This is a genomic window from Pediococcus stilesii, assembly GCF_001437075.1.
GTDB classification, from domain to species: Bacteria; Bacillota; Bacilli; order Lactobacillales; family Lactobacillaceae; genus Pediococcus; species Pediococcus stilesii.
Window position 1 is genome coordinate 1 of the sequence record NZ_JQBX01000008.1, and the last position, 23,966, is coordinate 23,966.

Here is a 23,966-nt window from a genome sequence, read left to right on the forward strand (position 1 = left end):
TTAACTTTTTGGGTATACCTCAAAGCTAGCAGATAGTTTCTGCCTTTTTTTATTTGAAATTAATTTGTCAATTTTGAGTCCATGTATAGAAAGTTGATATCGTTTTCGTTAAATTTTCTTAAAAAAGAGTATCTCTAATGGGAGATGATTCTTTGAAATTTGCGTTAGATAAATATGGAAGAGAAGTTAGAGCGGAAGAAGCTTTAAATATTGGTGAATACACTTGTTTACGGTGTAAGAAAAGGGTTTTATTATGTACGGGGGAATACAAAAGAAATTATTTTTCGCATTATCGTCCAAGTAAGGTGAAAGGTCGTGGGGAAACTAAAAGACACGTTGCTGGAAAAAAGCGAATCATAAGTTTTCTTAAGGCGAAAGGGTTTCATGTTGATGACGAGCAGTACATTGCTTCTATTAGACGGCGGGTCGATATTGTAGTGATGATGGATGATGAAAAGTATTTTGTGGAATATCAATGTAGTCCAATTGAATTAAACGAGATTAGGCAGAGAAAAAAAGACTATGAGTTAGTGGGAACTAATTCAATTTGGATTGCAGGACCGTATCATATGCAAAAAAATCTCTTCGCAACCGTTCAAAAATTTGCCAAAAAGTCATTCAAATTAGGTGTTTATTTTATTTTTTGGGATGCTTTAAAACAAAATGAACCACAAGTTTTTTATAAAATTCAGCGTAATGTTTTAGGAGGAATTACGTATAATCTTGCATTGATCGGAAAAGACTTTAAATTATATAACAAGCAATCGAGACGAAAAAATAATTGGCAATCGATAGAATGGGAAGTTGATCAAATGTCAAAGTTACTTTTAGGGAATAGGGTTGATTCGAGATATCTAAAAACGCAACAAGAATGCTATGAGAACAATAAAAATCTTCTAGGATGTCCATGGATTGTACACTTTCCAAGAAAATGTCAAGATTTTTACAACAATGGAATTCCACTCCTCAATCGGGTGAGTTTCTTGATTCTAGCAGCGAAGCGTCCGTTTATTACGAATGAAGACCGTCGAACAGTCGATACTGAATTTTGGAATCATTTACTGAAAAGAGGGATAGTTTCAAAGGTGAACAATGGTTGGCGATTGCTGGAAGAAAAAATTACGTGGTATAAAGATGCGGATGAGAAAAAGGAAAACATGAAAAAATATTTAAAAAGTGATATCGATGAATAAAAATTTAATTAGAACGGGATTAAAGGTAGTTACGAAAGGTAATTTTCGACGGCTATAAAAAGAGCCATAGGATGCGAACGTAATCCTATGACTTCGAAACAAAATCTTATTATAAAGTTTTTGGAGTGAAAAGAGGCTGCGGTTTAGTTTTGTGGATCATTTTTAACTGACAAACGGATGCTAAAGTTTCGTAGTCATAATGTTCCATCAAGATTCCACATTCTTCGTCTTTAATATTGAAAATAACGGCAGCTGGAATATCTTCCGCTCCCATTTCATGAGCTAATTGCTGATCGTGCTTAAATTCTTCTTGAACCATGTCAGATTGGCGATCGAGTTCAAACATCTCAAGATCTAAACCAACTTCCCTTGCAATAGTGCTACCGAGTTCAAGTGAATAAGAAACACCGTTATCAATGATCGCCGTTTGCATGAGCGTCAAAAAAGACCGCCCCTTTGCCTTACCCTGATAGCAGGCTGCTTTATAGTCAAGACTAGTTAGATACATTCGGCTGAATAAATCATTATAGTCCGCACCTTTAATCTGGTTTCTTTTGATATATTTTAAAACGATGTTCATATTCAATACGGTTACGATTTTAAAATCAACTTTTTCTTCCGCATGTTTAAAATATCGAATGGTTTCTTTTTCACAGTTAAAGCACTCATCACCCCAAGGAGTGATGAACAAATAAGTTTCAAGCATTTTAATTCCTCCAAAGAATTACATAAATCAAACTGACTATACTTTACCAAACTGTGGTATAAAATCAATCATTTTGATTTATAAATATGAATTTAATATGAAATAGATGGAACAATATCTGTGATAGAATAGAATAGGTTGTTAATTTGATTCGGAGGGATGCTTATGATTGAAGATTGGGATACCTTTTTATTACCATATTCCCAAGCTGTTTCTGAATTAAAAGTTAAGCTTAGAGGGATGCGAAAACAATTTCTGAAAAACGGAGAAGAAAGTCCAATCGAGTTTGTAACTGGAAGGGTAAAACCGGTCGAAAGTATCAAAGAAAAAATGATCAGACGGCAAGTATTGGAAGATCGAATTGAACAAGATATGCAGGACATGGCCGGAGTACGGGTTATGTGCCAATTTGTGGAGGATATCTACGAAGTTGTTGATTTAATTCGTAAACGAACCGATATGACGGTGATTGAAGAACGCGACTATGTTGAAAACGAAAAACCAAGTGGCTATCGTTCATATCATATCGTTGTTGAATACCCCGTTCAAATGATGAACGGACAGAAAACAATTTTAGCGGAGATTCAAGTTCGCACTCTTGAAATGAACTTTTGGGCCACGATCGAACATTCTCTTAATTACAAATTTGATGGAGAATTTCCAACGGAATTACGGACCAGACTTCAGAAGGCTTCAGTGAAATCTTATGAATTAGACAAAGAAATGTCAGATATTAGAAAACAAATTTTATTAGCACAAAAAAAGCAAAAGGACATTTAAGATGAAAGTTGCAGTTTATCATTCAACTGATCCCCATTCTGTTCAGGTGGGAAAAAATTTAAAAAACTTATTAATTCAAAATGAAATTGAAATTGATGATGATCAGCCTAATATCGTTGTGACAATTGGGGGAGATGGGACGTTACTTTCAGCAATTCAAAAGTACATGTCAATCATCAAAGAAGTACGTTTTGTAGGGGTACATACTGGTCATTTAGGCTTTTACACGGACTGGCGTGATTATGAGCTTGAAGACTTAGTAAAAGCACTTAAAAGTGACGGTGGAGCAGAAGTTGGTTATCCATTACTAGATATTAAAGTGAGTCATACTGATAGCACAACTACTGAGTATAAAGCGATCAACGAATCAACATTACGTAAACTTTCTGGGACCTTGGTGGCAGACGTTTTGATTGGTGATAATTTATTTGAACGTTTTCGAGGAGATGGCGTTTGTATTTCTACTCCAACTGGTTCAACGGCGTATAACCGATCGGTTGGGGGAGCAATTGTTCATCCTCGATTAGAGGTGTTACAAATGGCAGAAATTGCTTCAATTAATAATCGTGTTTTTAGAACGGTTGGAGCATCGCTGATTATGGCACCAAACGAAACAATTACAATTCGTCCAGTTCAAAATTATCATCGAACCTATAATTTTACGGCGGATCGAATTGATTTATTGGATAAGAATGTTAAAGAAGTCCACTACAGTATTGCTAGCCAAAAGGTTAAATTTTTAAAGTATCGTCATACTGGTTTTTGGAATAGGGTGAGAAACTCTTTCATTGGTAATATTGATGAAGTTTAGATGGGTAGTAGAAAGTGACGCACCGCAGCACCTGCGAACTTTTTTGAGTCGAAAACGAATCTCGCGTTCTCTCTTAAAAAGCATTAAATTTAATGGTGGAAAGATATTATCAAATGGAAATCAAGTTCGAACCAACGCGATGGTTAGTAATGGTGATGTTGTCGAAGTTTATTTACCTCCAGAGCCAAGCAATCCGCATGTCGGTTGCTCTGATGTACCAATTGATATCGAATACGAAGATGCCGATTATTTAGTAGTTAATAAACCGCCCTTTTTACCAACGGTGCAGTCGGCTGCCAATCAAACTGATACTTTAGTTAACAGAGTAAAGAATTACTATTTTCGGAATCATTATGAGAGTCAGGTCGTCCATGTGGTTACTCGATTGGATCAAGATACTTCCGGTTTAGTGATTTTTGCCAAACATCGTTTTGCGCACACTGTGATGGATCAAGATTTAAAAGATCGAAAAATTAATAAAATGTACTTCGCACTTGTTAATGGAGTCGTCAGTCCAGAACATGGAACAATTAATCGTCCAATTCAGCGTGATCCGAGTTCGTTCATTAAACGAATGATTGCACCAGAAGGTCAAGGGAAGCCGTCCCTGACGGAATATTGGGTGCAAGAGGTGATGGAGAATCAGACGCTTTTAAGAGTTAAATTACATTCTGGACGAACGCATCAAATTCGTGTTCATATGAACTCAATTGGTCATCCATTAATTGGAGATGAATTGTATGGTATGACAAATGATCAATTAAAAAGACAAGCTTTACATTGTTTTTCAGTTAAATTTAAAAATGTTTTTTCTGAAAAATTGATTGAAGTAAAAACGTCAATCCCAGACGATATGCTTGAATATTTGGAAAAAGAGAAGGAAAAAGGGAATGGATAGTACTCAAGCTATTTTTGATGAACTAAAAGCACAACTAAAATCACGCGATCCAAAGAAATTTAAGGAAGCGTTTCTTGACCTACATAAGTATGATCAAGGACGTTTTTTTGGCGAACTTTCTGATGAAGAGCGGCGGTTAGTGTACAAATATTTAAGTCCGGATGAATTAGCAGATGCGTTTGATGAGATTGATGACGAGCCAGATTTGATTGCTGAATATTTAGATGAAATGACTCCTAAATATGCTGCTGCACTTTTGAATGGAATGTTTGCCGATAACGAGGCAGATATCCTCGGGGCAGTTCGGCACGATAAATTGCATAAACTTTTGTCATACATGCAGCCGGTTGATGCCGCACGGGTTCGGCAACTACTAAAGTATGAAGAACGGACCGCCGGAGCGCTGATGACGACGGAGTTTGTTTCTGTTGCGGCCGATGCCACGGTCGGATCGGCAATGAATCAGGTGAAGCAAGAGGCGCAATATGCTGAAACGATTTCTTACATTTATGTGGTTAATGAATCAAATCAACTGATCGGAGTTATATCGGTGAAAGATTTAATCGTGAATCCCGACGACACTTTCATTAAAAGAATTATGAATACCAATGTCGTGTCCGTTTTAGACGATGAAGATCAGGTTGAAATTGCGACACAAGTGAGAGATTATAATTTTATTGCTATACCGGTCGTAGATGATCGAAATAAAATGCTGGGAATTATTACGGTTGATGACATTATTGACGTTATTGATGAGGAATCCGCACAAGATTATTCAAGATTAGCCGGGGTTAATACTGAAGATCTTTCGGATAATCCATGGAGCGCGATTAAGAGCAGAATGCCATGGCTTATCACGATGCTTTTTTTAGGACTAATCAGTGCTGTCGTCATTAGTCAATTTCAGACAATATTAGATCGGTTTGGTGTTTTAGCAGTATTTATTACCTTAATAACCGGTACTGCCGGAAATGCGGGTACGCAAAGTTTGGCTGTGGCGATCCGACGGCTGGCTAACGATGAAGATTCTGAGGGAACCGTGAAGCTAATTTTTAACGAGGTGTTGACAGGCATTATTACTGGAATATTAACTGGTTTGGTAATCTTTGCGGTAGTTTTATTTTGGCAAAAAAACATGGTTCTTGGAATTGTGATTGGTGCCGCAATGTGCGGCGCTATTTTCATTGCTAACTTAGTTGGAAGCTTAATTCCGGTGATCATAGAAAAACTTGGTATGGACCCCGCCGTTGTAAGTGGACCTTTCATATCGACGATCAGTGATATAACGTCAATTTTAATTTATTTTAATATTGCAACAATTTGTTTAATACATTTTACCTAGCAATCGAATTTTGTGTAAATTTTGGTAGTTAGTTTGATAGTTTATTTAAGAAAAGCCCACCCGCTTTGAGTTTTCTAAGCGGGTGGGCTTTTTTAGTGCTTTTTACGGTGTTAGATTAGCTTTGATCCATGTAGCTCGTGCACTGAAAGCTTATTTTGAATCTGTTCTGCATTTTGTCTGGTAATACCACCACCGGGCAGGATGATGATTCGATTTTTAGCATAATTGATAGTTTTTTTAATTTGATCAAGTGTTGTATCAATCGAACTTGATAGAGGACCACCGTGGGTCAAAATACGATCCACACCATGTTCCACCAACCAATCAATGCTATCAGGTTGATTGTTCAACGGGATGGCATCAAAAGCCATATGAAAGGTGATTTGCATACCATTTGATGCTCCGATTAACTGCTCCATGGCGTCTTCATCAATGGTTCCGTTATCATTTAACGCTCCAAACACAACGCCATCGACGCCTAGTTCTTGAGCCTGAAAAAGATCGGATTCCATTATTTTTAGTTCGGTGTCATTATAAACGAAATCGCCACCTCGAGGACGAATCATGGCCATAATTGGAATATTATGCTCGCTTGCATATTTTTGACTTTCTGCCATTACACCCCGACTAACAGTGGTTCCGCCAACGGCAAGATTATCACAAAGCTCGATTCGATTTGCGCCTTGTGCGATCAACGTGGGGATATCGGTGAAGTTTTCGACCGGAATTTCTTTAAACATGTTTTTATACCTCAATTTAGTTTTTAATTATTTGAAACGAACACAAACAACTTCGGGAGCGGAAACATTGCTTTGAACAATTTTAAGGCGTCCATTTGTAGAATCACGTTCGAACAGCGTTAGGTTATTCGTGGTTTGGTTACCGCAAACAAGAAATTGTTCATCGGAGTTTAAAGCAAAGTCGCGGGGGAAACTGCCTTCAATATTGATATTTTGGACCAGTTCTAGCGTTCCATCAGAATTAACTGCAAATGTAGCAATCGAATCATAACCGCGATTCGAGACGTAGACAAAACGGTCGTCGGCACTAATTCGAATTGCTGCGGCTCCGTTTGGTTTATTCCAAGAATCTGGAATCGTTTTGATTGTTTGAACATGTGTTAGGTTGCCATCGCTGTATTTCAAAACTTCTACACTACTTGAAAGCTCTCCAACTAGGTAGGCAAATTGTCCGTGACTATCAAATGTTACATGTCGTGGACCAAAGCCCGCGGCAGTTTTATAAGTTGAAACGACATTGAACTGATTTGCTTCGTAGTCAAGGATGAATACTTGGTCGGTGCCTAGATCACATGCGATTAATTTACCATCGGGCGTTCGATCAACGTAATGCAAATGAGAAGCATCCTGTTCCTTTAATGGACCATTTCCATTATTTTTGAAAGTTGAAACTAATTTAAGCGTTTGATCAGATAATATCTCATACGCGTGAAGCGTCCCCTCGTGGTAGTTTGCATCGAAAACAAGTTGATTAGTTTTATCAAATGTTACATAGGCCGGAGGGGTTCCGGGCTGAACAATGTGCTGTTTAACCGTAATAGGATTATTTAAATCCGTGACAGATAGTCCTCCTTGATCTTTAAAACGATCAACCGCGTACAGGACATTTTTAGTACCCAATGCTAAATACGTTGGATTATCCACTTTAGTAACAAGTTTCAAGTCTTTTAGCTGTTTAGATGAAGTATCTAGATTAATTTGATAGATACCTTCACTGGATTGCTTGGTATAGGTTCCTAGAAGAATAGGTTCAATCATAATAGTAAAAATCCTCCTCACTTTATTAAAACGTTAACATTCAGTATAGCATATTTTTTTGTTTTGAATGCGCTTCCTTGAATAGCTCAAAACCCGCAGTATGATACAATATAACAAGAATACAGAAGGGGTGGTTTTATGATTTCAGCAAAAATTACTGGCATAGGAAATGACGCGATTTCTGAAAAGGACGGGTTGGTAATTCTATTCGATAAAACAGCGACACCGGACTTGAAAAAAGTGGCCGTCATTCAAGAGATTCGTGATCTAAATCATTCAGATTTTAATCTAAAAAAGGGTGGCCAGATCAAAATCGGTTCGGATAGTTATCAAATTGAGTTCGTTGGTAGCTTGGTCAATAATAATCTCAAGACAATTGGCCATACAACGCTAGTATTTAAAGAAGTTCCGACAAACCCGCTTGAAAGCGCCGTATATCTTAGACCGGGTAAATTTCCAAGCTTTGAGGTCGGAGAGGAAATTCAGTATATTTAGGCGGTGGCGTAATTGGATAATAGGACCAGAGGACAGCATCTAAAAAACTGGTTTACAAAGCTAGTTTTAGACAATCGACCAGTAGTAAGTTTGATTATTATATTGCTGGTTTTGATGATTTTATACATGTTTTCTAAAGTTACATGGATATTTAGTCCTTTAAAAGACTTTTTTGATATCGTAGGATTTCCGATCATTCTGGCGGGAGTGCTCTACTATTTATTGAATCCGCTGGTTGATAAATTAGAAAAGCGTTATCAGCTAAAAAGGGTTGTGTCCATTACAATTATTTTTGTAGTGATTGCAATTTTAATTGTGGCAGGGATTGTGTCTGTGATACCAACTATTCGAGAACAACTCACGGCCTTAATTCACAATTGGCCAAATTATTGGGACACGGTGGTTGATAAAATCGATATAATTTTAAAAGATCCTCGATTTGATGATGTAAAAAAGCAGATTGATGGTATTGGAAGTAATACAATTCAGTCATGGACTAAAAGGGCGACGGATGTTGCAAATAATACCGTAACGTCCTTAGGTAGCGTTTTAGGTGTAATCACAAAAATATTTATTGGAATTGTGACGATGCCGTTTATTCTTTTTTATTTACTAAAAGACGGGCATGATTTACCACAATTTATTGCTAAAGCAGTCCCGATAAAAAGGCGCCCAGGTTTTATTCAAATTTTATCAGAGATCAATACTCAACTAAGCCAATATATTAGAGGACAGTTGATTGTAGCATTTTTTGTAGCGTTAATGTTTTTTGTAGGGTACTTGGTGATTGGACTTAAGTTTGCTTTAACTTTAGGAATCGCAGCTGGATTTTTAAATTTAATTCCGTACCTGGGTTCGTTTTTAGCAATGGTTCCATCGATCGTGATTGGGGCCTTTGTTTCTCCAACCATGTTACTTAAAGTTTTGATTGTGTTTGTTATTGAACAGACAATTGAAGGACGTTTTGTGTCGCCATTAGTTTTAGGCAGCAATCTGGACATCCATCCTGTGACAATCTTGGTTGTTTTATTGGCTTCAGGACAAATGTTTGGTTTGTTTGGTGTGATTTTTGGTATACCAGCCTACGCAGTTTTAAAAGTGCTATTTATTCATGGTTTTCAAATTCTTAAACGGACCATCGGGGGCTATGAACTAGATGATAAATAGGTTTGCAGAATTATAAAAGTAATGTTAATATGCAGTTGAAATCGTTTGATCGCAATATCGACTATGTTCGTTTGAAACGGGCAGATTGACTTCACGAACGTAGATACTCGCCGCGTAATACCGAGTATCTGCGTTTTTAATTTTAGACGTATGGAGAATAATTATGACGAATCATATAGTGTTATTTGAACCTTTAATGCCTGCTAACACAGGAAATATTGCCCGAACATGTGCGGGTACCAATTCAGTTTTACATTTAATCAAACCGCTGGGATTCACAATTAATGATAAAACAGTAAAGCGGGCGGGGTTAGATTACTGGGATAAGGTAAAAATTGTCTATCATGAAAATTTGCCGGAGTTTTTAGAAACGATACCAGACAAGAAGAGGTTGTTTGTTGTTTCAAAATTTGCAAGTAAAGCATATTCCCAGGCTAATTATGCCAGTGATGATGCCGAAGATGTCTATCTTTTGTTTGGAAAAGAGACGACAGGATTACCAGAAGCCTTCATGCACCAATACGCCGAATGTGCAATTCGAATTCCCCAAAATGATGAAAACATTCGGGCGCTAAATTTGTCTAATTCGGTGGCAATTGTCATTTATGAAGTGTTGAGACAGCAGAGCTTTCCAAATTTAGAGATGTCGCATTTGTATGAAAACGATAAGTTGAAATAGGGTTAATTATGGCTAAAGCAAAGAAAAAAAGAAAATCAAAAGTAACCCGAAAATCAAAGAATAGAACCACTATACCAACTAAAAACTTGTTGGGGCTGATATATATACTGGTTGCAGTTTTTGGTTACTTTGGTCGTGGATTCTTAGGGATTTTGGCCGCTAATATGTTTAGGATTTTTGTCGGTGGCCTAAGTTCGTTTTTATTTATATTATTGTTTTTTTATGGAATTTATCTTTTGTTCATGGGACAAGAATTATCGTTTAAAGGGATTGGCGATCGAATTGCAGGATTAGCTATGGCATCAGTCGGTTATTTACTTTGGATTGAATTTAGATTTGCATCTGATTTAAATTTGGAAGGTGGATACATAGAACGAGCAATTGATGGAATTGAGCGATCTTTTTTAGAACAAACGGCGACGAATGATGTGGGCGGTGGAATTGGAGGAGCGGCGTTGTACACTGTTACACACTTCTTGTTCAGTGGCATCGGTAGCGCATTAATTGCAGTGGTATTGATAGGGCTGGGTTTAGTGGTCTTGTTTGGAATACCATTTCAACAAGTTCTGGAAAAGATTGGAATTGGGTTCGCTTGGCTGATCAGACATATCGCAATCGCCATTAAGACTTTGGGTGAAGAAGTTGTGCTTTGGTTTTCTAAATTGGATTTTTCACCAAGAAAAGTTTCAACGCCCAAACATCGAAATGCAGTGACAAAAGAGCCTCGTCAATCCCATCGATCTGAATTTACATCAGAAAAACGTCAGGAGCCGGTGATTGATGGTACAAAGGGCACCGAACACTCCTTGGAGCCTAAGATTGAAATATCAACAGATAATCAAATTAAGCGTCAGCCTAAAAATCGGGTCCAAGAAGATAACGAGGTTAGCGCGGGTTTTGATAGCGAAGCGGTTGCTAATCCTAATTATCGATTACCATCATCTGAATTATTAACTGAAATTCCTCAAACTGATCAGAGCTCGGAATATTCGTCAATAAAGAAAAATACGAAAATTCTACAAGATACCTTAAACAGTTTCGGCGTTGATGCTTCGGTCGAGAGCGTTAAAATGGGCCCTTCCGTTACAGAATACGAAATTCACCCAGCGATTGGAGTGAAGGTTAGTAAAATTGTTGGGTTAGCTGATGATCTGGCGTTAGCATTGGCGGCAAAAGATATTCGAATTGAGGCACCAATACCGGGTAAGTCTTTAATTGGTATCGAAGTTCCAAATCGAACGATCTCGACCGTTTCTTTTAGGGATATTATCGAATCACAACCTGCTCATCCGGAGGACCCACTAAAGGTTCCGGTCGGCAGAGACGTTTCGGGTAATCTAGTTGAAGCCGATTTAGTTAAAATGCAGCATCTCTTAATCGCGGGAGCAACGGGATCGGGAAAATCGGTGATGATTAATGTAATTATTACCGGATTGTTGATGAATGCTCGCCCAGATGAAGTGAAACTAATTTTAATTGATCCGAAAAAAGTGGAACTTGGAATCTATAACGATATACCACATCTACTAACTCCGGTTGTGACGGATGCTCGAAAGGCCGCAAAAGCCTTACATAAGGTTGTTGCCGAAATGCAACATCGTTATGATTTGTTTGCTGAAATGAATCAAAGAAATATTAAAAGCTATAACGAGTTTATTGAAGAGCAGAACGCGGCTGATGGGTTGAAAAGACCTAAAATACCTTATATTGTTGTTGTCGTTGATGAGTTGGCAGATCTGATGATGGTCGCATCCAATGAAGTTGAAGATGCGATTATCAGACTAGCCCAGTTGGCCCGTGCGGCCGGGATTCACATGATTATTGCAACCCAACGTCCTTCCGTTGATGTGGTAACCGGACTAATTAAAGCTAATGTTCCTTCACGAATTGCTTTTGCAGTTGCATCAGGGACTGACTCAAGAACTATTATTGATAGTAATGGTGCTGAAAAGCTTTTGGGGAGAGGTGATATGTTGTTCTTCCCAATGGGACAAAATAAACCAGAGCGGGTTCAAGGTGCTTTTATCTCCGATCATGATGTTAAAGAAATAATCGATTTTGTTAAGGCACAACAATCTGCCGACTACGATGAAGAATTAAACATTAGCGATCAAGATATTGAAGAAAGAGAGAACGGTGAACTGGATGAGTATTATGCAGAAGCTGTTGAACTCGTTACTAATATGCAAAAGGCAAGCACCTCAATGCTCCAGCGTAAATTCCGAGTTGGTTATAATCGTGCGGCAAGGATTATGGATCAGTTAGAAGAAAACGGGATAATTGGACCGCAAGAAGGTAGTAAGCCACGCAAAGTATACCGTGAAAATCAAGATTAAAATAACGTTGCTACAAGCAAAAAGCCTTTCGTTGTGAGAGTTATAACTCATAACGAAGGGCTTTTTTATTGAATAAATATTTATGCATCAAATTCTAAAGAGACGTCTTAAAAAATTAATTTTTAGCATTATCCTGCGCCAAGTAATTGAGCTAATGGTGCATATAAGACACTACCTAAAGTCAAAATAATCATAATCCATACAAAAACCATGATAGTTTTTTGTAAACCACTTTTCTTTTTTTTCTTGTTGTTGTACATGAAAACACTACTTTCTTGGTTGAATTACACCAATTCTACAATAAGCGTTTTTGTTAAGCAAATATGAAAAAGTCCCCCACTGGTCGCCCACCCCATAAATGATGGGTGAACCGCGTAGTGTAGGGGATTTTATTTTTTATGTTACTTAAAAAAAACTTATAAAAAAACATACTTGAATAGAGTGGTGGAAAGTGGGGGGAAGTGGTAATATTGTAGTAGATTCAGTTGACGGAGGCGGTTTCATGTTCATGGGTGAATTTGAACATTCACTTGATTCAAAAGGACGTTTAATCATTCCATCTAAGTTTAGGGACCAATTAGGGATGGACTTTGTCATCACTAGGGGTCTGGATGGGTGTTTATTTGGCTATCCGTTGACGGAATGGAAGTTGGTTGAAGAAAAATTAAGTCAGCTGCCTTCCAATAAGAAAAATAATCGAGCTTTTGTTCGATTTATGTTTGCCGATGCGGCTCAATGTAATTTTGATAAACAGGGAAGAATTATTATCCCTAAAAAATTGAGAATGCACGCTGAATTGTCTAAAGAATGTGTTTTAGTAGGTGTTTCAAATCGAATTGAAATTTGGAATAAGGAACGCTGGAGTGAAACCATTGAAGAAACTGAAGAAAACTTCGACGATATTGCCGAAAATTTAATTGACTTTGGATTGTGATATAGATGACAGAATTTAAACATACGACAGTTCTTTTAAATGAAACCGTCGATGGATTGGATGTAAAAAAAGACGGGATTTACGTTGATTGTACACTTGGTGGTGGTGGACATAGCCAGTTGATCTTATCAAAACTAGGATCAAAGGGACACCTTTATTCATTTGATCAAGATCAAACCGCCATTGATTATAATCAGAAACATTTAGCTGAATACATAGAAAATAAACAAGTTACATTTATAAAATCAAATTTTAGAAATTTAAAGATTAAATTAAACGAATTGGGCGTAACTAAAGTTGATGGAATTCTTTACGACTTAGGGGTTTCTTCGCCACAATTTGATGATGCAGAACGCGGGTTTAGTTACCGCTTTGATGCACCCTTAGATATGAGAATGGATCAGGCTCAGGATTTGAATGCCAGGGAAGTTGTTAATTCTTGGGACTACAACGATTTAGTTCGAATATTTTTTAGATATGGTGAAGAAAAGTATGCCAAACAGGTTGCTCGAAAGATTGAAAATGTTAGATCAGAGTCGCCAATTGAAACTACCGGCGAACTAGCAGAAATTATCAAATCAGCAATTCCCGCAGCGGCACGACGAACTGGAGGGCATCCAGCAAAAAAAGTGTTTCAGGCAATTAGAATTGCGGTGAATGATGAATTGGGAGCTTTGGAAGAATCATTAGAGCAAGCGTTGGAACTAATTAATAAAGAAGGACGAATCTCAGTGATCACTTTTCAATCGTTGGAAGATCGATTGGTTAAAAGAATGTTTAAAGAGAAAACTGAAGTAGGAGATTTACCCGCCGGACTACCAGTTATTCCCGATGAGATGAAGCCAAAATTTAAACTGATTAATAAAAAACCAATTCTTCCAGCTAATGAAGAATTGGAAGAAAATAGAAGATCACACAGTGCCAAATTGAGAATTATTGAAAAATTATAGAAGGGGTAGACGCCAATGGCTCAAAATAATTATGCTGAACGATCAAAGACAATTAATGATTCGGCACTAACTGGCGTTAGCAAAAAAAAGCTAGAAAAGGCTCGAGAAGTGGTAACCGCCAGACAGTTACCACTATCAAAATTTGAAAAGTTTTTAATAACAATTTGCGGATTCATCTTGGTAGGGTTAATGCTAACTGTTGTTTCTGGTAAAATAGGACTATCTAACGCGCAACATAGTCTTGAAACAACGCAGGAGAAAGCAACCGCCTTATCAAGTAAAAATACGATTATGAAACAAGAAATTAATCAACTATCTGATCAAAGTCGTCTAGATAAAATTGCTAAAAAGGCAGGCCTTTCTCTTAATTCAGAGAGTATAAGGAATGTAAATAAATGATGAACCGAAAGAAGCGAACAACTAGTACTAAAGAAACGCAACACAATCGAAAAATGTTTGGAAAATGGCTTTTGCTGATTGTGCTTGGTGTGTTCATAGTGATTGTTGGGCGCTTTTCTTATATTGCGGTAAGTGGCACAGTTGAAAGTGTCAATTTAAGCAGTCAAGCAAAGCGTCTTTACACCGATAATAAAACGATTAAGGCCAAAAGGGGTTCAATTTTAGATACGAATGGAAATCCCATCGCCGAGGACACAAGTACGTATTCAATTTATGCCGTTCTTAGCAAATCACAGGTAGGACCTAATAAAAAGCCTCTCTATGTAACAAACAAAGAAAAAACGGCTAAGGTTTTAAGTAAATATTTGCCTATAAGCTATAAAAAGGCATTAAAGACTTTGAATCCTTCTAATAGCAAAACCTTCCAAGTCGAGTTTGGGGGTGCAGGAAACAATATCTCGGTTTCCACCAAAGAAAAAATTGAACGAGAAAAACTAAGTGGGATTAACTTTGTGTCATCAGAAGCACGATTATATCCCAATGGTACGTTTGCATCGAATTTGATTGGTTTTGCACAGCAATCGAAGCAAAAGGGAACTGACTCCACGCAACTTTCAGGAGTGATGGGCCTCGAAAAAATGAATAATAAAAAATTAAGTGGTACTGATGGTGAACAATCCCTACAAAAAGATAAGTTTGGTTATCAGTTGCCCGGATCTCAAGTTGAAAGACCAGCACGTGATGGAAGTACAATCTATACAACAATTGATCAACGGTTACAAACGATTATGGAAAATGTTGTTGGAAAGGTTCAATCAGACACACATTCAGAGTCCATGAGTGCTACCATTATGAACGCTAAAACAGGTGCAATTTTAGCCACAACTCAACGACCAACTTTTAATTCCTCGACTAAAAAGGGGTTATCCAAGGCGTGGAATAACGCACTGGTACAAGATACCTTTGAGCCGGGTTCAACGATGAAGGTCTTTACGACCGCTGCGGCAATTGATAGTGGTAATTTTAATGCAAATGATACGTACGAGTCTGGTACGTATGAAATTGATGGAAAAACTATTCCGGATTGGAAAAAAGAAGGATGGGGTGTTATTTCATACGCGAAAGGATTTGCGCTATCAAGTAATGTTGCGATGGCCCATTTAGAACAAAAAATGGGAGCTAAAACTTGGAAGAAATATATTGACCGTTTTAAGTTACTAAAGTCCACTGATTCAGGTTTGGAAAGCGAATCAAAGGGGAGCATCCAATTTGATTATCCGATCGAGCAAGCCAACACAGCATTTGGTCAAGCGGTTAATGTGACAGCAATTCAAATGCTACAGGGTTTCACCGCAATTGCAAATAATGGTCAAATGGTAAAGCCACAGTTTATTAAAAAGGTTGTTAACCCAAATACTGGAAAGACGACATTTTCGATGAAAACCGAAAAGCTTGGCAAACCTATTAAGGCAAGTACTGCCAAACAAGTTCGTGGTTTAATGGAAGATGTAGTTTATAAGTCTTACGGTATCGGATCGGCTTTTAAATTGAACGGATATAAAATTGCTGCTAAGACAGGGACAGCCCAAGTTGCTAATTCGAATGGTACAGGGTATTTGACCGGTGACAATAGTTATTTATATTCTGTTGTGGGTATGGCACCATCGAAAAACCCCAAATATATCATGTATATTACTATGAAAAAGCCAAAATTAAAGGGTGATAAAACCGCAACTGAACTTCTTGATGAAATCTTTGGGCCTGTGATGAAGCAAGCATTGGAGCAAGACAAAGAGACTTCAAATTCAGATATAAATAGTTCTGTTGAAGTGCCTAACCTTGTGGGAAAAGATATAAGTGATGCCAGCAAAGAGTTAGGTAAAAACAATGTTGCCGTTGTTACATTAGGAAACGGGAAAAAAGTTACCGAACAGTCTGAGACTGAGGGAACAAAGGTTTTGGTTGGACAACGGATTTTGTTGAATACTGGCGGAACAATTACGATGCCGGACTTATCTGGCTGGTCAAAAAATGATGTTATTAAGTTGACGTCAATGTTAAATATTAATGTTAAATATACCGGTAATGGTTTTGTATTCGATCAATCGATTTCAAAGGGAAGTCCGATTCGATCAGGTACAACAATGACCGTTAATTTAAAGTAATGAGTATGGGAGAGAAAGATGATTAGTATATTAAGCGTAGTTTTAAGTGCGGTGCTTACCTTGGTGGGCATGCCGCAATTTATTAGCTATTTTAGAAAAAGAAATGAAGGCCAAATGATTCGTGAAGAAGGACCCTCTTGGCATCAGAAAAAATCTGGAACGCCAACGATGGGTGGACTGGTATTTATTTTGGCAAGCATCATTACCAGTTTGATTGTAGGATTTGCATTTCATGAGTTAGGAACGAACTTGTTAATGCTGTTGTTCGTGCTCCTTGAATTTGGACTGATTGGATGCTGGGACGATAGCATTAAACTTCTTAAGCGCCAAAATGAGGGTTTTAAAGCTTGGCAAAAATTATTGGGTCAAATTGTTGGTGGGTTAATCTTTTTTCTTGTCATTCAACAAACTGGTTTTTCCCTACAATTAGCAATTCCAGGACTAGGTGTCTGGCATCTAGGTCCTTGGTATGCATTGTTTATTATTTTTTGGCTAACTGGTTTTTCCAACGCGGTAAATCTTTCAGATGGACTAGATGGATTAGTTGCAGGTTTATCAACGATTGCATTTGGTACTTATGTAATTATTGCTGCAAAGCAACAAAATTTGACAGTTATGATATTCTGCCTGGCAATCGTAGGATCGATGCTCGCTTTCTTGGTATTCAATCATAAACCAGCAAAAGTATTTATGGGAGATATGGGTTCACTGGCACTTGGTGGAGCGCTGGCTGCAGTTTCAATTTTGTTGAATCAAGAACTATCTTTACTTCTGGTCGGAATTGTTTTTGTTTTAGAAACCTTAAGTGTTATCTTACAAGTTGCGTCGTTTAAACTGACTGGACATCGAATCTTTAAAATGAGTCCTATCCATCATCACTTTGAAATGCTTGGTTGGAGTGAATGGAAGGTTGATATTGTTTTCTGGATTGTAGGATTAATCGGTTCACTAATTACACTAATAACTGTCTTATAGGAGATTTAGGGATGAAAGATTTAACAGATTTTAAAAATAAAAATGTTTTAGTTTTGGGAATGGCAAAGAGCGGGGTAAGTGCCGCTCTTTTATTGCGTAAACTGGGGGCAAATGTAACCATAAATGATTTGAAAGCAGAGCAACCGGAAGAATTGACTGGAAATCTTAAAAAACACCAGGTTAAAATGATTTTAGGTAGTCATCCAGAAGATATCTTAAGTGCTAATCAAATTAGTTTGATTGTTAAAAATCCAGGTATTCCGTATACTAATCCCGTCTTAGTCAATGCTAAAAAAAATCAAGTTAAAATTATCTCCGAACCAGAACTTGCTTACCTAGTTATGGATAGCGAATTAATTGGCGTAACAGGTAGTAATGGAAAAACAACGGTTACCACATTGATTCAAATGATGTTAGACGGTGAACAAAAAGCGTATGCTGCAGGTAACATTGGAATTCCAGCAACTACCGTGGTTCAAAAAGCTTTAAAAGGGGACCGAGTGGTGATGGAGTTGTCGAGTTTTATGCTGGCAGGCATTGACCAATTGCATCCACACATTGCGGTCGTAAATAATATATTTTCAAACCATCTTGATTGGCATAAAACTCGTGAAAATTATGTAAACGATAAAATGAATATCACTAAAAACCAAACCGTAAATGATTATTTCGTTATTAATTGGGACAATCCTGAATGGCAGAATCTTGCAAAGAGAAGTAAAGCAACAGTTGTTCCCTTCTCACGAAAAGGTTTATCAAAAAAGGGTGCATATGAACAGGAAGGCGGCCTATATTTCCAGTCAGAATTAATTATGAAGGCAAAGGATATGGGAATTCCAGGAGAACAAAATATTGAAAATGCACTTGCAGCCATTGCCGTTGCAAAAATAGAAGGCGTTGATAGCGCACACATCAAACAAGTTCTTTCAACGTTTGGTGGGGTGAAACATCGCATTCAGTACGTCAAGAGTTTTAACGGGCGGCAATTCTACAATGATTCGAAAGCAACGGACATTGAAGCAACCCAAGTTGCATTAAAAGCTTTTAATAAACCGTTAATTTTAATTGCAGGAGGGTTGGATCGTGGTGACGACTATGATCGATTGATTCCTTATTTGCAGAGTTCTAATGTTAAGGAAATTATTGTCAACGGTCAGACTTCAGAAAAATTGAAAGTTATGGCACGTAAGGCTGAAATTCCAGTTATTAAAGAAAGTAGTCGCGTAGGTGAGTCCGTTAAAATTGCCTATGCGGATAGCGCAAAGGGGGATGTTATTTTACTCTCGCCTGCAGCAGCTAGTTGGGATCAATACAAAACTTTCGAAGACCGCGGTGATGAATTTATTGATGCGGTAAAAAAAATAAGTGAGGAGAATGGTCGATTATGAGATTAATGGTTTCTGGAGGAGGAACGGGAGGACATATTTATCCAGCCCTAGCCTTGATTAAACAGGTTAAAGAAAATGAACCAAACTCGGAAATACTGTACATTGGGACTCAAAAGGGACTGGAAAGTAAGATTGTGCCAAATAGTGGTATCGATTTTAAAACGATCAATATCCAAGGCTTTAAACGGTCACTGTCTTTGGAAAACTTTAAAACGATTGGATTATTTTTAAGCAGTGTTGTCAAAGCACGTAAAATGATTAGGGAGTTCAAACCGGACGTAGTTCTGGGTACGGGAGGATACGTTAGTGGTGCGGTAGTATTTGCTGCTAGTTTAATGGGAATTCCGACTGTAATTCATGAACAAAATAGCGTGGTAGGCGTTACTAACAAATTTTTAAGCAAATTTGTTAAAAAAATTGCGATTTCATTCCAAGATGCTGCCAGTCAATTCCCATCACAAAAAGTTGTTTTAACGGGGAATCCGCGCGCAACGGAAGTTGTAAATATTAAGCCAGAAAGTTTAGGACAATTCGGATTGGATAGTACCGTTCCGACTGTATTAATCTTTGGGGGCAGTCGTGGTGCCGAAAAAATTAATCGTGTAACAGTTGATTCATTGGAAGAACTAGTTAAGAAACCATATCAGACCTTATTTGTTACTGGAAGAGTCCACTTTGATCAAATTGCTAAAGAGATCGATGTCGAAAAGTTAAAATCTAAAGTGGCAATATTACCGTATATTTCAAACATGCCAGAAATTTTGGCAAATATCAGTGTGATAGTTGGACGAGCTGGTGCCACAAGTCTCGCTGAAATTACGGCATTGGGGATTCCGTCAATTCTAATTCCCAGTCCTTATGTAACGAATGATCATCAGACTAAAAATGCTAAAAGCTTGGTTGAAGATCATGCGGCAGAATTGATTACAGAAAATGAACTTACATCAGAAAAATTAATGCGTAGTTTGGATCAGCTGATGCTAGATGAAACGGCTAGAAAAGAAATGGCGAACAATGCTAAACAATTGGGCCAACCGGATGCTGCTGAAAATCTATATAAGGTATTAGTGTCAGTTATAAAATAGTGTTGAGGATGTTGCATGAAAAAGAAAAAAGATGAGGAACTAACCCCTTGGGCAAAATATCAACGAGATCATAAGAATCAAGGACGCTCCTCAAAAGGATCAAGTAAAAAAACACCCCGCTCTAAAAGACGTGCATCGGTGAAGAGTGGTGTATCTTTTAAAATAAACAAGAAAAAGAGCGTGGTATTTGGCGCAGTTTTGGTTCTGATGCTTTTGATTGGTGTCTATTTCTTTTCACCGATAAGTCAAGTTCGTAGCATAAAAATTTCGGGGAACAAACGAACTTCAACAAGTGAAATTAGCAAAAACCTTACTTTGAAAAAAGGTGATTCAATATTTGCTTCGATGTTTAAAAAAGGATCGTATGAAAATCAACTTTTAAAAAAAGATTCAGATTTAAAAAATGTCACCATTGATGTTTCTTTGGCTGGTAGAGCGAACGTTCAAATATCTGAAAATGCGATAATGGGGTATGTGATCAGGAATAAAATGTACTATACCGTTCGTCAAGATGGCACCGTTGTTAAAAAGGATTCAAAACAGCCAACGGGAAACTATCCTATTTTTAGGGGATTTAAAAATGACGGAACTCTAAAGAAATTTTTAAAAGAATATGCACAAATGCCAAACGAAGTTCAAAACGGTGTGGCTGAAGTTACACTTTCACCAACCAAAAATATCAAGAATCGAATTCACTTTTTTATGAATGATGGGAATCAGGTATATGCGGTAATAAACTCCTTTGCAAAAAAAATGAAGTATTACCCTGAAATTTCTGCCAGTATGAAGAAAAAAGGGATTATTGATTTACAGGTTGGCGCGTATTCAAGGCCGTACGGTTGGACGGATGAATATAAGGAATCTCGTCAATCAAGTGAAGCAGAATCAAGTTACGCTGAACAGCAAAAGGCGGCAACTAAAAAAAGCGCAAACATGTCTTCGTCAGAAACAAATTCATCGACGAATGATTCAGATAGTGTAGAATAAGTTACAAAAGAAATTAAGCTTGTAAAATAGTATAATTCTGCGTTTCGAATCAATAAAGTTTATGGTAAACTGATTAATATATGTGATAAATATATAAAATGAAACGGTTAAACGACTAGGAGGTTCCTTTATTATGGATAATTCAGGAATTTACGTTGGACTGGATATTGGAACCACCTCAATAAAAGTTATTGTTGCTGAATATGTCAAAGGACAAATGAACGTTATTGGTGTGGGAAGAGAGCCCTCAGATGGGGTAAATCGTGGTGTTATCGTGGATATCGATAAAGCTGCTTTTGCGATTAAGAGGGCTGTTGAATCAGCGGAACGAAAAGCAAATATTCAAATCCATGACGTAGTAGCTGGAATTCCAGCTAATTTGTTAAGAATTGAGCCTGTAAGAGGTATGGTGGCTATTTCTGATAGCTCTCGGGAAATAGGAAATCAAGACGTAATTGATGTGTCTAATGCGGCTTCTGTACATAATCTTCCTCCAGAACAGGAAGTTGTAGATGTTTTACCTGATGAATTTATTGTAGATGGTTTTGATGGTATAAAAGATCCGCGTGGAATGGTTGGAGTTCGTCTTGAGATGAATGGTGGATTAATTACCGGGCCTAAAACAATTATCCACAATTTAAAGAGCGCAATTCGACTTGCTGGTTTAAATTTAGTTGATATAATTGTGAACTCGTTAGCTTTAGGTAAGACGATTTTAAATGATGGAGAACAAGATTTTGGGACAATCACCCTTGATCTAGGTGCTGGACAATCAACAGTTGCTGTTATTCATGACCATCACTTGAAGTACACGTTTGTTGAGCAAGAGGGCGGACAGTTTGTAACAAAGGACATTTCGGTTGTGTTGAACACGTCCTTAGAGAACGCTGAGCAAATCAAACAACAGTACGGTTACGCGGTAGCAGACCAGGCGGGTAGCGATTCATTTCCAGTTAACGTGGTCGGTCAAAATGAACCTACGGCAGTCACTGAAGAATATTTAAGTGAGATTATTGAAGCTCGGATGGAGCAAATTCTTACTAATATTAAGAAACAGCTAGAAAAGGCCGGTGCATTAGACATGCCTGGTGGAATCGTGATAACCGGTGGAGGAGCTGCATTACCGGGAATCGAAACCTTAGTTGAGAGAATTTTTGAAACCAATGCTAAACTATATGTTCCAGATCAAATGGGACTGAGACATCCAGCTTTTGCACAGGTATTAGCTATTTTAAATTATGAAGGACGGATGAGTGATGTTGAAATTTTAGCAAAAAATGCTATGGTTTCAAGTGAAAGAACGGTTGCCGAAACGCCACAAGATAATGTGGTAGTTGATGAAAAGCCTAAATTTAAACGTCCTCAAACAACGGAACGCCGTTCAGAAAACCAACAAGATCGGCCTAAGCCAAAAAACAACAGTAATCCATCGGATAAAGCAACTTCAAATCGCTTCGATGGTATCAAAAAGTGGTTTAGCGATTTCTTTGACTAACTAATCGATGGAGGAATTAACATGGAATTTACAATGGATGAAAGTAAAAGTACAGGCGCGAACATCAAAGTAATTGGTGTTGGTGGTGGTGGTGGGAACGCCGTTAACCGTATGATTGCTGAAGGAGTTAAGGGAGTTCAGTTTATTGTGGCCAACACAGATGTTCAAGCACTTCAAGCATCAAACGCTGATGTTAAAATTCAATTGGGACCTAAACTAACTAAAGGATTGGGCGCAGGTTCGACTCCTGAAGTTGGTGGCAAAGCTGCTGAAGAAAGTCAGCAAACAATTGCTTCTGCTCTTGAAGGCGCGGATATGATTTTCGTTACAGCCGGAATGGGTGGCGGAACCGGAACAGGCGCTGCACCAATGGTTGCTAAAATCGCTAAGGAGCAAGGTGCTTTGACGGTTGGAGTAGTAACACGCCCATTCACATTTGAAGGACCAAAACGTGCTCGATTTGCGGCTGAAGGTGTTGCAAATCTTAAGGAACATGTTGATACGCTTATTATCATTGCTAATAACCGCTTACTTGACTTGGTTGATAAGAAAACACCAATGATGGAAGCTTTTAATGAAGCCGATAATGTATTGCGTCAAGGTGTTCAAGGTATTTCTGATTTAATTACATCGCCTGGATACGTTAACTTGGATTTTGCTGATGTAAAAACTGTTATGCAAAATCAAGGTTCCGCTCTGATGGGAATCGGTTCAGCTAGTGGTGAGAATAGAACTGAAGAAGCAACAAAGAAGGCTATTTCGTCACCATTGTTGGAAACATCAATTGATGGTGCAGAACAAGTATTGCTTAATATTACTGGTGGCCCAGATCTTTCGCTATTTGAAGCTCAGGCCGCATCACAAATCGTTACGGATGCTGCTAATGATGATGTTAATATTATTTTTGGGACATCAATTGATAATGATTTGCAAGACGGTGTTCGAGTAACAGTTATCGCAACCGGAATCGACAAAAAAGCAGGTAGAGCGTCTTTACACCGTCAACCAGCACGCACCTCTTTTGAGAATCCAAGTAGTTCCGCTAGCAATGCGACTACTACGAACGGAATTTCAGACAACTCTGAAATTCGCGGGGCTGGTTCAACTGATGGCTTAAATTCAAATACAAATCAAAATAATAATCAAACGACACAGGCTGCCAATGATCCATTTGGTGATTGGCAACTGCGTCAATCAGGTTCAGGTACGTCAAATGGCGTTCGTCCATCATCGGCTAGTGAAGGTGATTTTAAAAATGTTGAAAAGAAAGAATTCAATGCTTTTAATGACAATAATAACACTAGCTCAGATGATGAATCGTTGGACACGCCACCATTCTTTAAACGGCGTGGTAGATAATATATAATACAAAATAAAGGGTTTGGGCGAAGCTCAAACCCATT

Annotated in this window: 23 protein-coding genes; 19 read left to right on the forward strand and 4 right to left on the reverse strand. The window is 37.9% G+C overall.

All coding sequences use genetic code 11. From position 1 onward, the window contains the following. Positions 1–152 precede the first annotated feature (152 nt). Positions 153–1,193 carry a competence protein CoiA gene (locus IV81_RS04480; protein ID WP_162257319.1) on the forward strand — a complete coding sequence of 347 codons (1,041 nt, stop codon included), beginning with the start codon at positions 153–155 and terminating at the stop codon, positions 1,191–1,193. Between the two features lie 109 nt (positions 1,194–1,302). Here IV81_RS04480 and IV81_RS04485 read toward each other — a convergent pair whose 3' ends face one another. Beyond that, on the reverse strand, positions 1,303–1,899 hold the full coding sequence (locus IV81_RS04485) for a DsbA family protein (protein WP_057802653.1): 597 nt from the start codon (positions 1,897–1,899) through the stop codon (positions 1,303–1,305). Between the two features lie 165 nt (positions 1,900–2,064). Here IV81_RS04485 and yjbM point away from each other — a divergent pair, with 165 nt between their 5' ends. Genes yjbM through mgtE form a run of 4 tightly spaced genes read left to right on the forward strand, consistent with a single transcriptional unit; the run spans position 2,065 to position 5,730 of the window. Continuing rightward, the gene (gene yjbM / locus IV81_RS04490) at positions 2,065–2,679 is read left to right on the forward strand and encodes a GTP diphosphokinase (RefSeq protein ID WP_057802654.1); all 615 of its coding nucleotides are present in this window, start codon (positions 2,065–2,067) and stop codon (positions 2,677–2,679) included. Position 2,680: 1 nt separating this feature from the next. Then, entirely contained in the window at positions 2,681–3,490 is an 810-nt protein-coding gene (locus IV81_RS04495; protein WP_057802655.1) for an NAD kinase, read from the forward strand. Further along, positions 3,480–4,388 (forward strand): RluA family pseudouridine synthase, encoded by a 909-nt coding sequence (locus IV81_RS04500; RefSeq protein ID WP_057802656.1) that lies wholly within the window; start codon positions 3,480–3,482, stop codon positions 4,386–4,388. The genes IV81_RS04495 and IV81_RS04500 overlap by 11 nt, the downstream gene beginning before the upstream one ends. Continuing rightward, entirely contained in the window at positions 4,381–5,730 is a 1,350-nt protein-coding gene (mgtE, locus tag IV81_RS04505; protein WP_057802657.1) for a magnesium transporter, read from the forward strand. Before IV81_RS04500 ends, mgtE begins: the two co-directional genes overlap by 8 nt. Before the next feature lie 110 nt (positions 5,731–5,840). Here mgtE and IV81_RS04510 read toward each other — a convergent pair whose 3' ends face one another. Beyond that, entirely contained in the window at positions 5,841–6,470 is a 630-nt protein-coding gene (locus tag IV81_RS04510; RefSeq protein WP_057802658.1) for a copper homeostasis protein CutC, read from the reverse strand. A gap of 27 nt (positions 6,471–6,497) precedes the next feature. Next, a complete protein-coding gene (locus tag IV81_RS04515) occupies positions 6,498–7,508 on the reverse strand; it encodes a lactonase family protein (RefSeq protein WP_057802659.1) in 1,011 nt (336 codons plus the stop codon). Positions 7,509–7,646: 138 nt separating this feature from the next. On the opposite strand from IV81_RS04515, the gene IV81_RS04520 reads away from it, so the two are divergent. The 4 genes from IV81_RS04520 to IV81_RS04535 all read left to right on the forward strand — a co-directional run bounded on the left by IV81_RS04520 (position 7,647) and on the right by IV81_RS04535 (position 12,185). Further along, positions 7,647–8,003, forward strand: coding sequence for a PTS glucitol/sorbitol transporter subunit IIA (locus IV81_RS04520; RefSeq protein WP_057802660.1), 357 nt, complete (start codon positions 7,647–7,649; stop codon positions 8,001–8,003). Positions 8,004–8,015: 12 nt separating this feature from the next. Beyond that, positions 8,016–9,170, forward strand: a complete 1,155-nt coding sequence (locus tag IV81_RS04525) for an AI-2E family transporter (RefSeq protein ID WP_057802661.1) — start codon at positions 8,016–8,018, stop codon at positions 9,168–9,170. A gap of 163 nt (positions 9,171–9,333) precedes the next feature. Then, entirely contained in the window at positions 9,334–9,849 is a 516-nt protein-coding gene (locus IV81_RS04530) for a tRNA (cytidine(34)-2'-O)-methyltransferase (RefSeq protein WP_057802662.1), read from the forward strand. A gap of 8 nt (positions 9,850–9,857) precedes the next feature. Further along, a complete protein-coding gene (locus IV81_RS04535; RefSeq protein WP_057802663.1) occupies positions 9,858–12,185 on the forward strand; it encodes an FtsK/SpoIIIE family DNA translocase in 2,328 nt (775 codons plus the stop codon). A gap of 128 nt (positions 12,186–12,313) precedes the next feature. Here the strand turns inward: IV81_RS04535 and IV81_RS09220 are convergent, their stop codons facing one another. Next, entirely contained in the window at positions 12,314–12,445 is a 132-nt protein-coding gene (locus IV81_RS09220; RefSeq protein WP_083484682.1) for a DUF4044 domain-containing protein, read from the reverse strand. 242 nt (positions 12,446–12,687) lie between these two features. Between IV81_RS09220 and mraZ the strand changes: the two genes are divergently transcribed. The 10 genes from mraZ to ftsZ all read left to right on the forward strand — a co-directional run bounded on the left by mraZ (position 12,688) and on the right by ftsZ (position 23,922). Further along, positions 12,688–13,119 (forward strand): division/cell wall cluster transcriptional repressor MraZ, encoded by a 432-nt coding sequence (gene mraZ / locus IV81_RS04540; RefSeq protein ID WP_057802664.1) that lies wholly within the window; start codon positions 12,688–12,690, stop codon positions 13,117–13,119. A gap of 5 nt (positions 13,120–13,124) precedes the next feature. Then, positions 13,125–14,069: a 16S rRNA (cytosine(1402)-N(4))-methyltransferase RsmH gene (gene rsmH, locus IV81_RS04545; protein WP_057802665.1), complete on the forward strand. Its 945-nt coding sequence runs from the start codon at positions 13,125–13,127 to the stop codon at positions 14,067–14,069. Positions 14,070–14,084: 15 nt separating this feature from the next. Beyond that, positions 14,085–14,468 (forward strand): cell division protein FtsL, encoded by a 384-nt coding sequence (ftsL, locus tag IV81_RS04550; RefSeq protein WP_057802666.1) that lies wholly within the window; start codon positions 14,085–14,087, stop codon positions 14,466–14,468. Further along, positions 14,465–16,633, forward strand: coding sequence for a penicillin-binding transpeptidase domain-containing protein (locus IV81_RS04555; RefSeq protein ID WP_057802667.1), 2,169 nt, complete (start codon positions 14,465–14,467; stop codon positions 16,631–16,633). The genes ftsL and IV81_RS04555 overlap by 4 nt, the downstream gene beginning before the upstream one ends. Before the next feature lie 18 nt (positions 16,634–16,651). After that, positions 16,652–17,608, forward strand: coding sequence for a phospho-N-acetylmuramoyl-pentapeptide-transferase (gene mraY / locus IV81_RS04560; protein ID WP_057802668.1), 957 nt, complete (start codon positions 16,652–16,654; stop codon positions 17,606–17,608). A gap of 11 nt (positions 17,609–17,619) precedes the next feature. Next, positions 17,620–18,996, forward strand: coding sequence for a UDP-N-acetylmuramoyl-L-alanine--D-glutamate ligase (murD, locus tag IV81_RS04565; protein WP_057802669.1), 1,377 nt, complete (start codon positions 17,620–17,622; stop codon positions 18,994–18,996). Beyond that, positions 18,993–20,081 carry an undecaprenyldiphospho-muramoylpentapeptide beta-N-acetylglucosaminyltransferase gene (gene murG / locus IV81_RS04570; RefSeq protein ID WP_057802670.1) on the forward strand — a complete coding sequence of 363 codons (1,089 nt, stop codon included), beginning with the start codon at positions 18,993–18,995 and terminating at the stop codon, positions 20,079–20,081. The genes murD and murG overlap by 4 nt, the downstream gene beginning before the upstream one ends. A 15-nt stretch (positions 20,082–20,096) precedes the next feature. Beyond that, on the forward strand, positions 20,097–21,068 hold the full coding sequence (locus IV81_RS04575) for a cell division protein FtsQ/DivIB (protein WP_083484683.1): 972 nt from the start codon (positions 20,097–20,099) through the stop codon (positions 21,066–21,068). A gap of 133 nt (positions 21,069–21,201) precedes the next feature. After that, the gene (gene ftsA, locus IV81_RS04580) at positions 21,202–22,563 is read left to right on the forward strand and encodes a cell division protein FtsA (RefSeq protein ID WP_057802671.1); all 1,362 of its coding nucleotides are present in this window, start codon (positions 21,202–21,204) and stop codon (positions 22,561–22,563) included. A gap of 21 nt (positions 22,564–22,584) precedes the next feature. Further along, positions 22,585–23,922: a cell division protein FtsZ gene (gene ftsZ, locus IV81_RS04585; protein ID WP_057802672.1), complete on the forward strand. Its 1,338-nt coding sequence runs from the start codon at positions 22,585–22,587 to the stop codon at positions 23,920–23,922. The last annotated feature ends 44 nt before the right edge of the window (positions 23,923–23,966 follow it).

What these genes read in the sequence shown, in the direction of transcription:
- IV81_RS04485 (WP_057802653.1), bottom strand. Translation starts at nt 1,899, where the DNA reads ATGCTTGAAACTTATTTGTTCATCACTCCTTGGGGTGATGAGTGCTTT.
- yjbM (WP_057802654.1), top strand. Translation starts at nt 2,065, where the DNA reads ATGATTGAAGATTGGGATACCTTTTTATTACCATATTCCCAAGCTGTT.
- IV81_RS04495 (WP_057802655.1), top strand. Translation starts at nt 2,681, where the DNA reads ATGAAAGTTGCAGTTTATCATTCAACTGATCCCCATTCTGTTCAGGTG.
- IV81_RS04500 (WP_057802656.1), top strand. Translation starts at nt 3,480, where the DNA reads ATGAAGTTTAGATGGGTAGTAGAAAGTGACGCACCGCAGCACCTGCGA.
- mgtE (WP_057802657.1), top strand. Translation starts at nt 4,381, where the DNA reads ATGGATAGTACTCAAGCTATTTTTGATGAACTAAAAGCACAACTAAAA.
- IV81_RS04510 (WP_057802658.1), bottom strand. Translation starts at nt 6,470, where the DNA reads ATGTTTAAAGAAATTCCGGTCGAAAACTTCACCGATATCCCCACGTTG.
- IV81_RS04515 (WP_057802659.1), bottom strand. Translation starts at nt 7,508, where the DNA reads ATGATTGAACCTATTCTTCTAGGAACCTATACCAAGCAATCCAGTGAA.
- IV81_RS04520 (WP_057802660.1), top strand. Translation starts at nt 7,647, where the DNA reads ATGATTTCAGCAAAAATTACTGGCATAGGAAATGACGCGATTTCTGAA.
- IV81_RS04530 (WP_057802662.1), top strand. Translation starts at nt 9,334, where the DNA reads ATGACGAATCATATAGTGTTATTTGAACCTTTAATGCCTGCTAACACA.
- IV81_RS04535 (WP_057802663.1), top strand. Translation starts at nt 9,858, where the DNA reads ATGGCTAAAGCAAAGAAAAAAAGAAAATCAAAAGTAACCCGAAAATCA.
- IV81_RS09220 (WP_083484682.1), bottom strand. Translation starts at nt 12,445, where the DNA reads ATGTACAACAACAAGAAAAAAAAGAAAAGTGGTTTACAAAAAACTATC.
- mraZ (WP_057802664.1), top strand. Translation starts at nt 12,688, where the DNA reads ATGTTCATGGGTGAATTTGAACATTCACTTGATTCAAAAGGACGTTTA.
- rsmH (WP_057802665.1), top strand. Translation starts at nt 13,125, where the DNA reads ATGACAGAATTTAAACATACGACAGTTCTTTTAAATGAAACCGTCGAT.
- ftsL (WP_057802666.1), top strand. Translation starts at nt 14,085, where the DNA reads ATGGCTCAAAATAATTATGCTGAACGATCAAAGACAATTAATGATTCG.
- IV81_RS04555 (WP_057802667.1), top strand. Translation starts at nt 14,465, where the DNA reads ATGATGAACCGAAAGAAGCGAACAACTAGTACTAAAGAAACGCAACAC.
- mraY (WP_057802668.1), top strand. Translation starts at nt 16,652, where the DNA reads ATGATTAGTATATTAAGCGTAGTTTTAAGTGCGGTGCTTACCTTGGTG.
- murD (WP_057802669.1), top strand. Translation starts at nt 17,620, where the DNA reads ATGAAAGATTTAACAGATTTTAAAAATAAAAATGTTTTAGTTTTGGGA.
- murG (WP_057802670.1), top strand. Translation starts at nt 18,993, where the DNA reads ATGAGATTAATGGTTTCTGGAGGAGGAACGGGAGGACATATTTATCCA.
- IV81_RS04575 (WP_083484683.1), top strand. Translation starts at nt 20,097, where the DNA reads ATGAAAAAGAAAAAAGATGAGGAACTAACCCCTTGGGCAAAATATCAA.
- ftsA (WP_057802671.1), top strand. Translation starts at nt 21,202, where the DNA reads ATGGATAATTCAGGAATTTACGTTGGACTGGATATTGGAACCACCTCA.
- ftsZ (WP_057802672.1), top strand. Translation starts at nt 22,585, where the DNA reads ATGGAATTTACAATGGATGAAAGTAAAAGTACAGGCGCGAACATCAAA.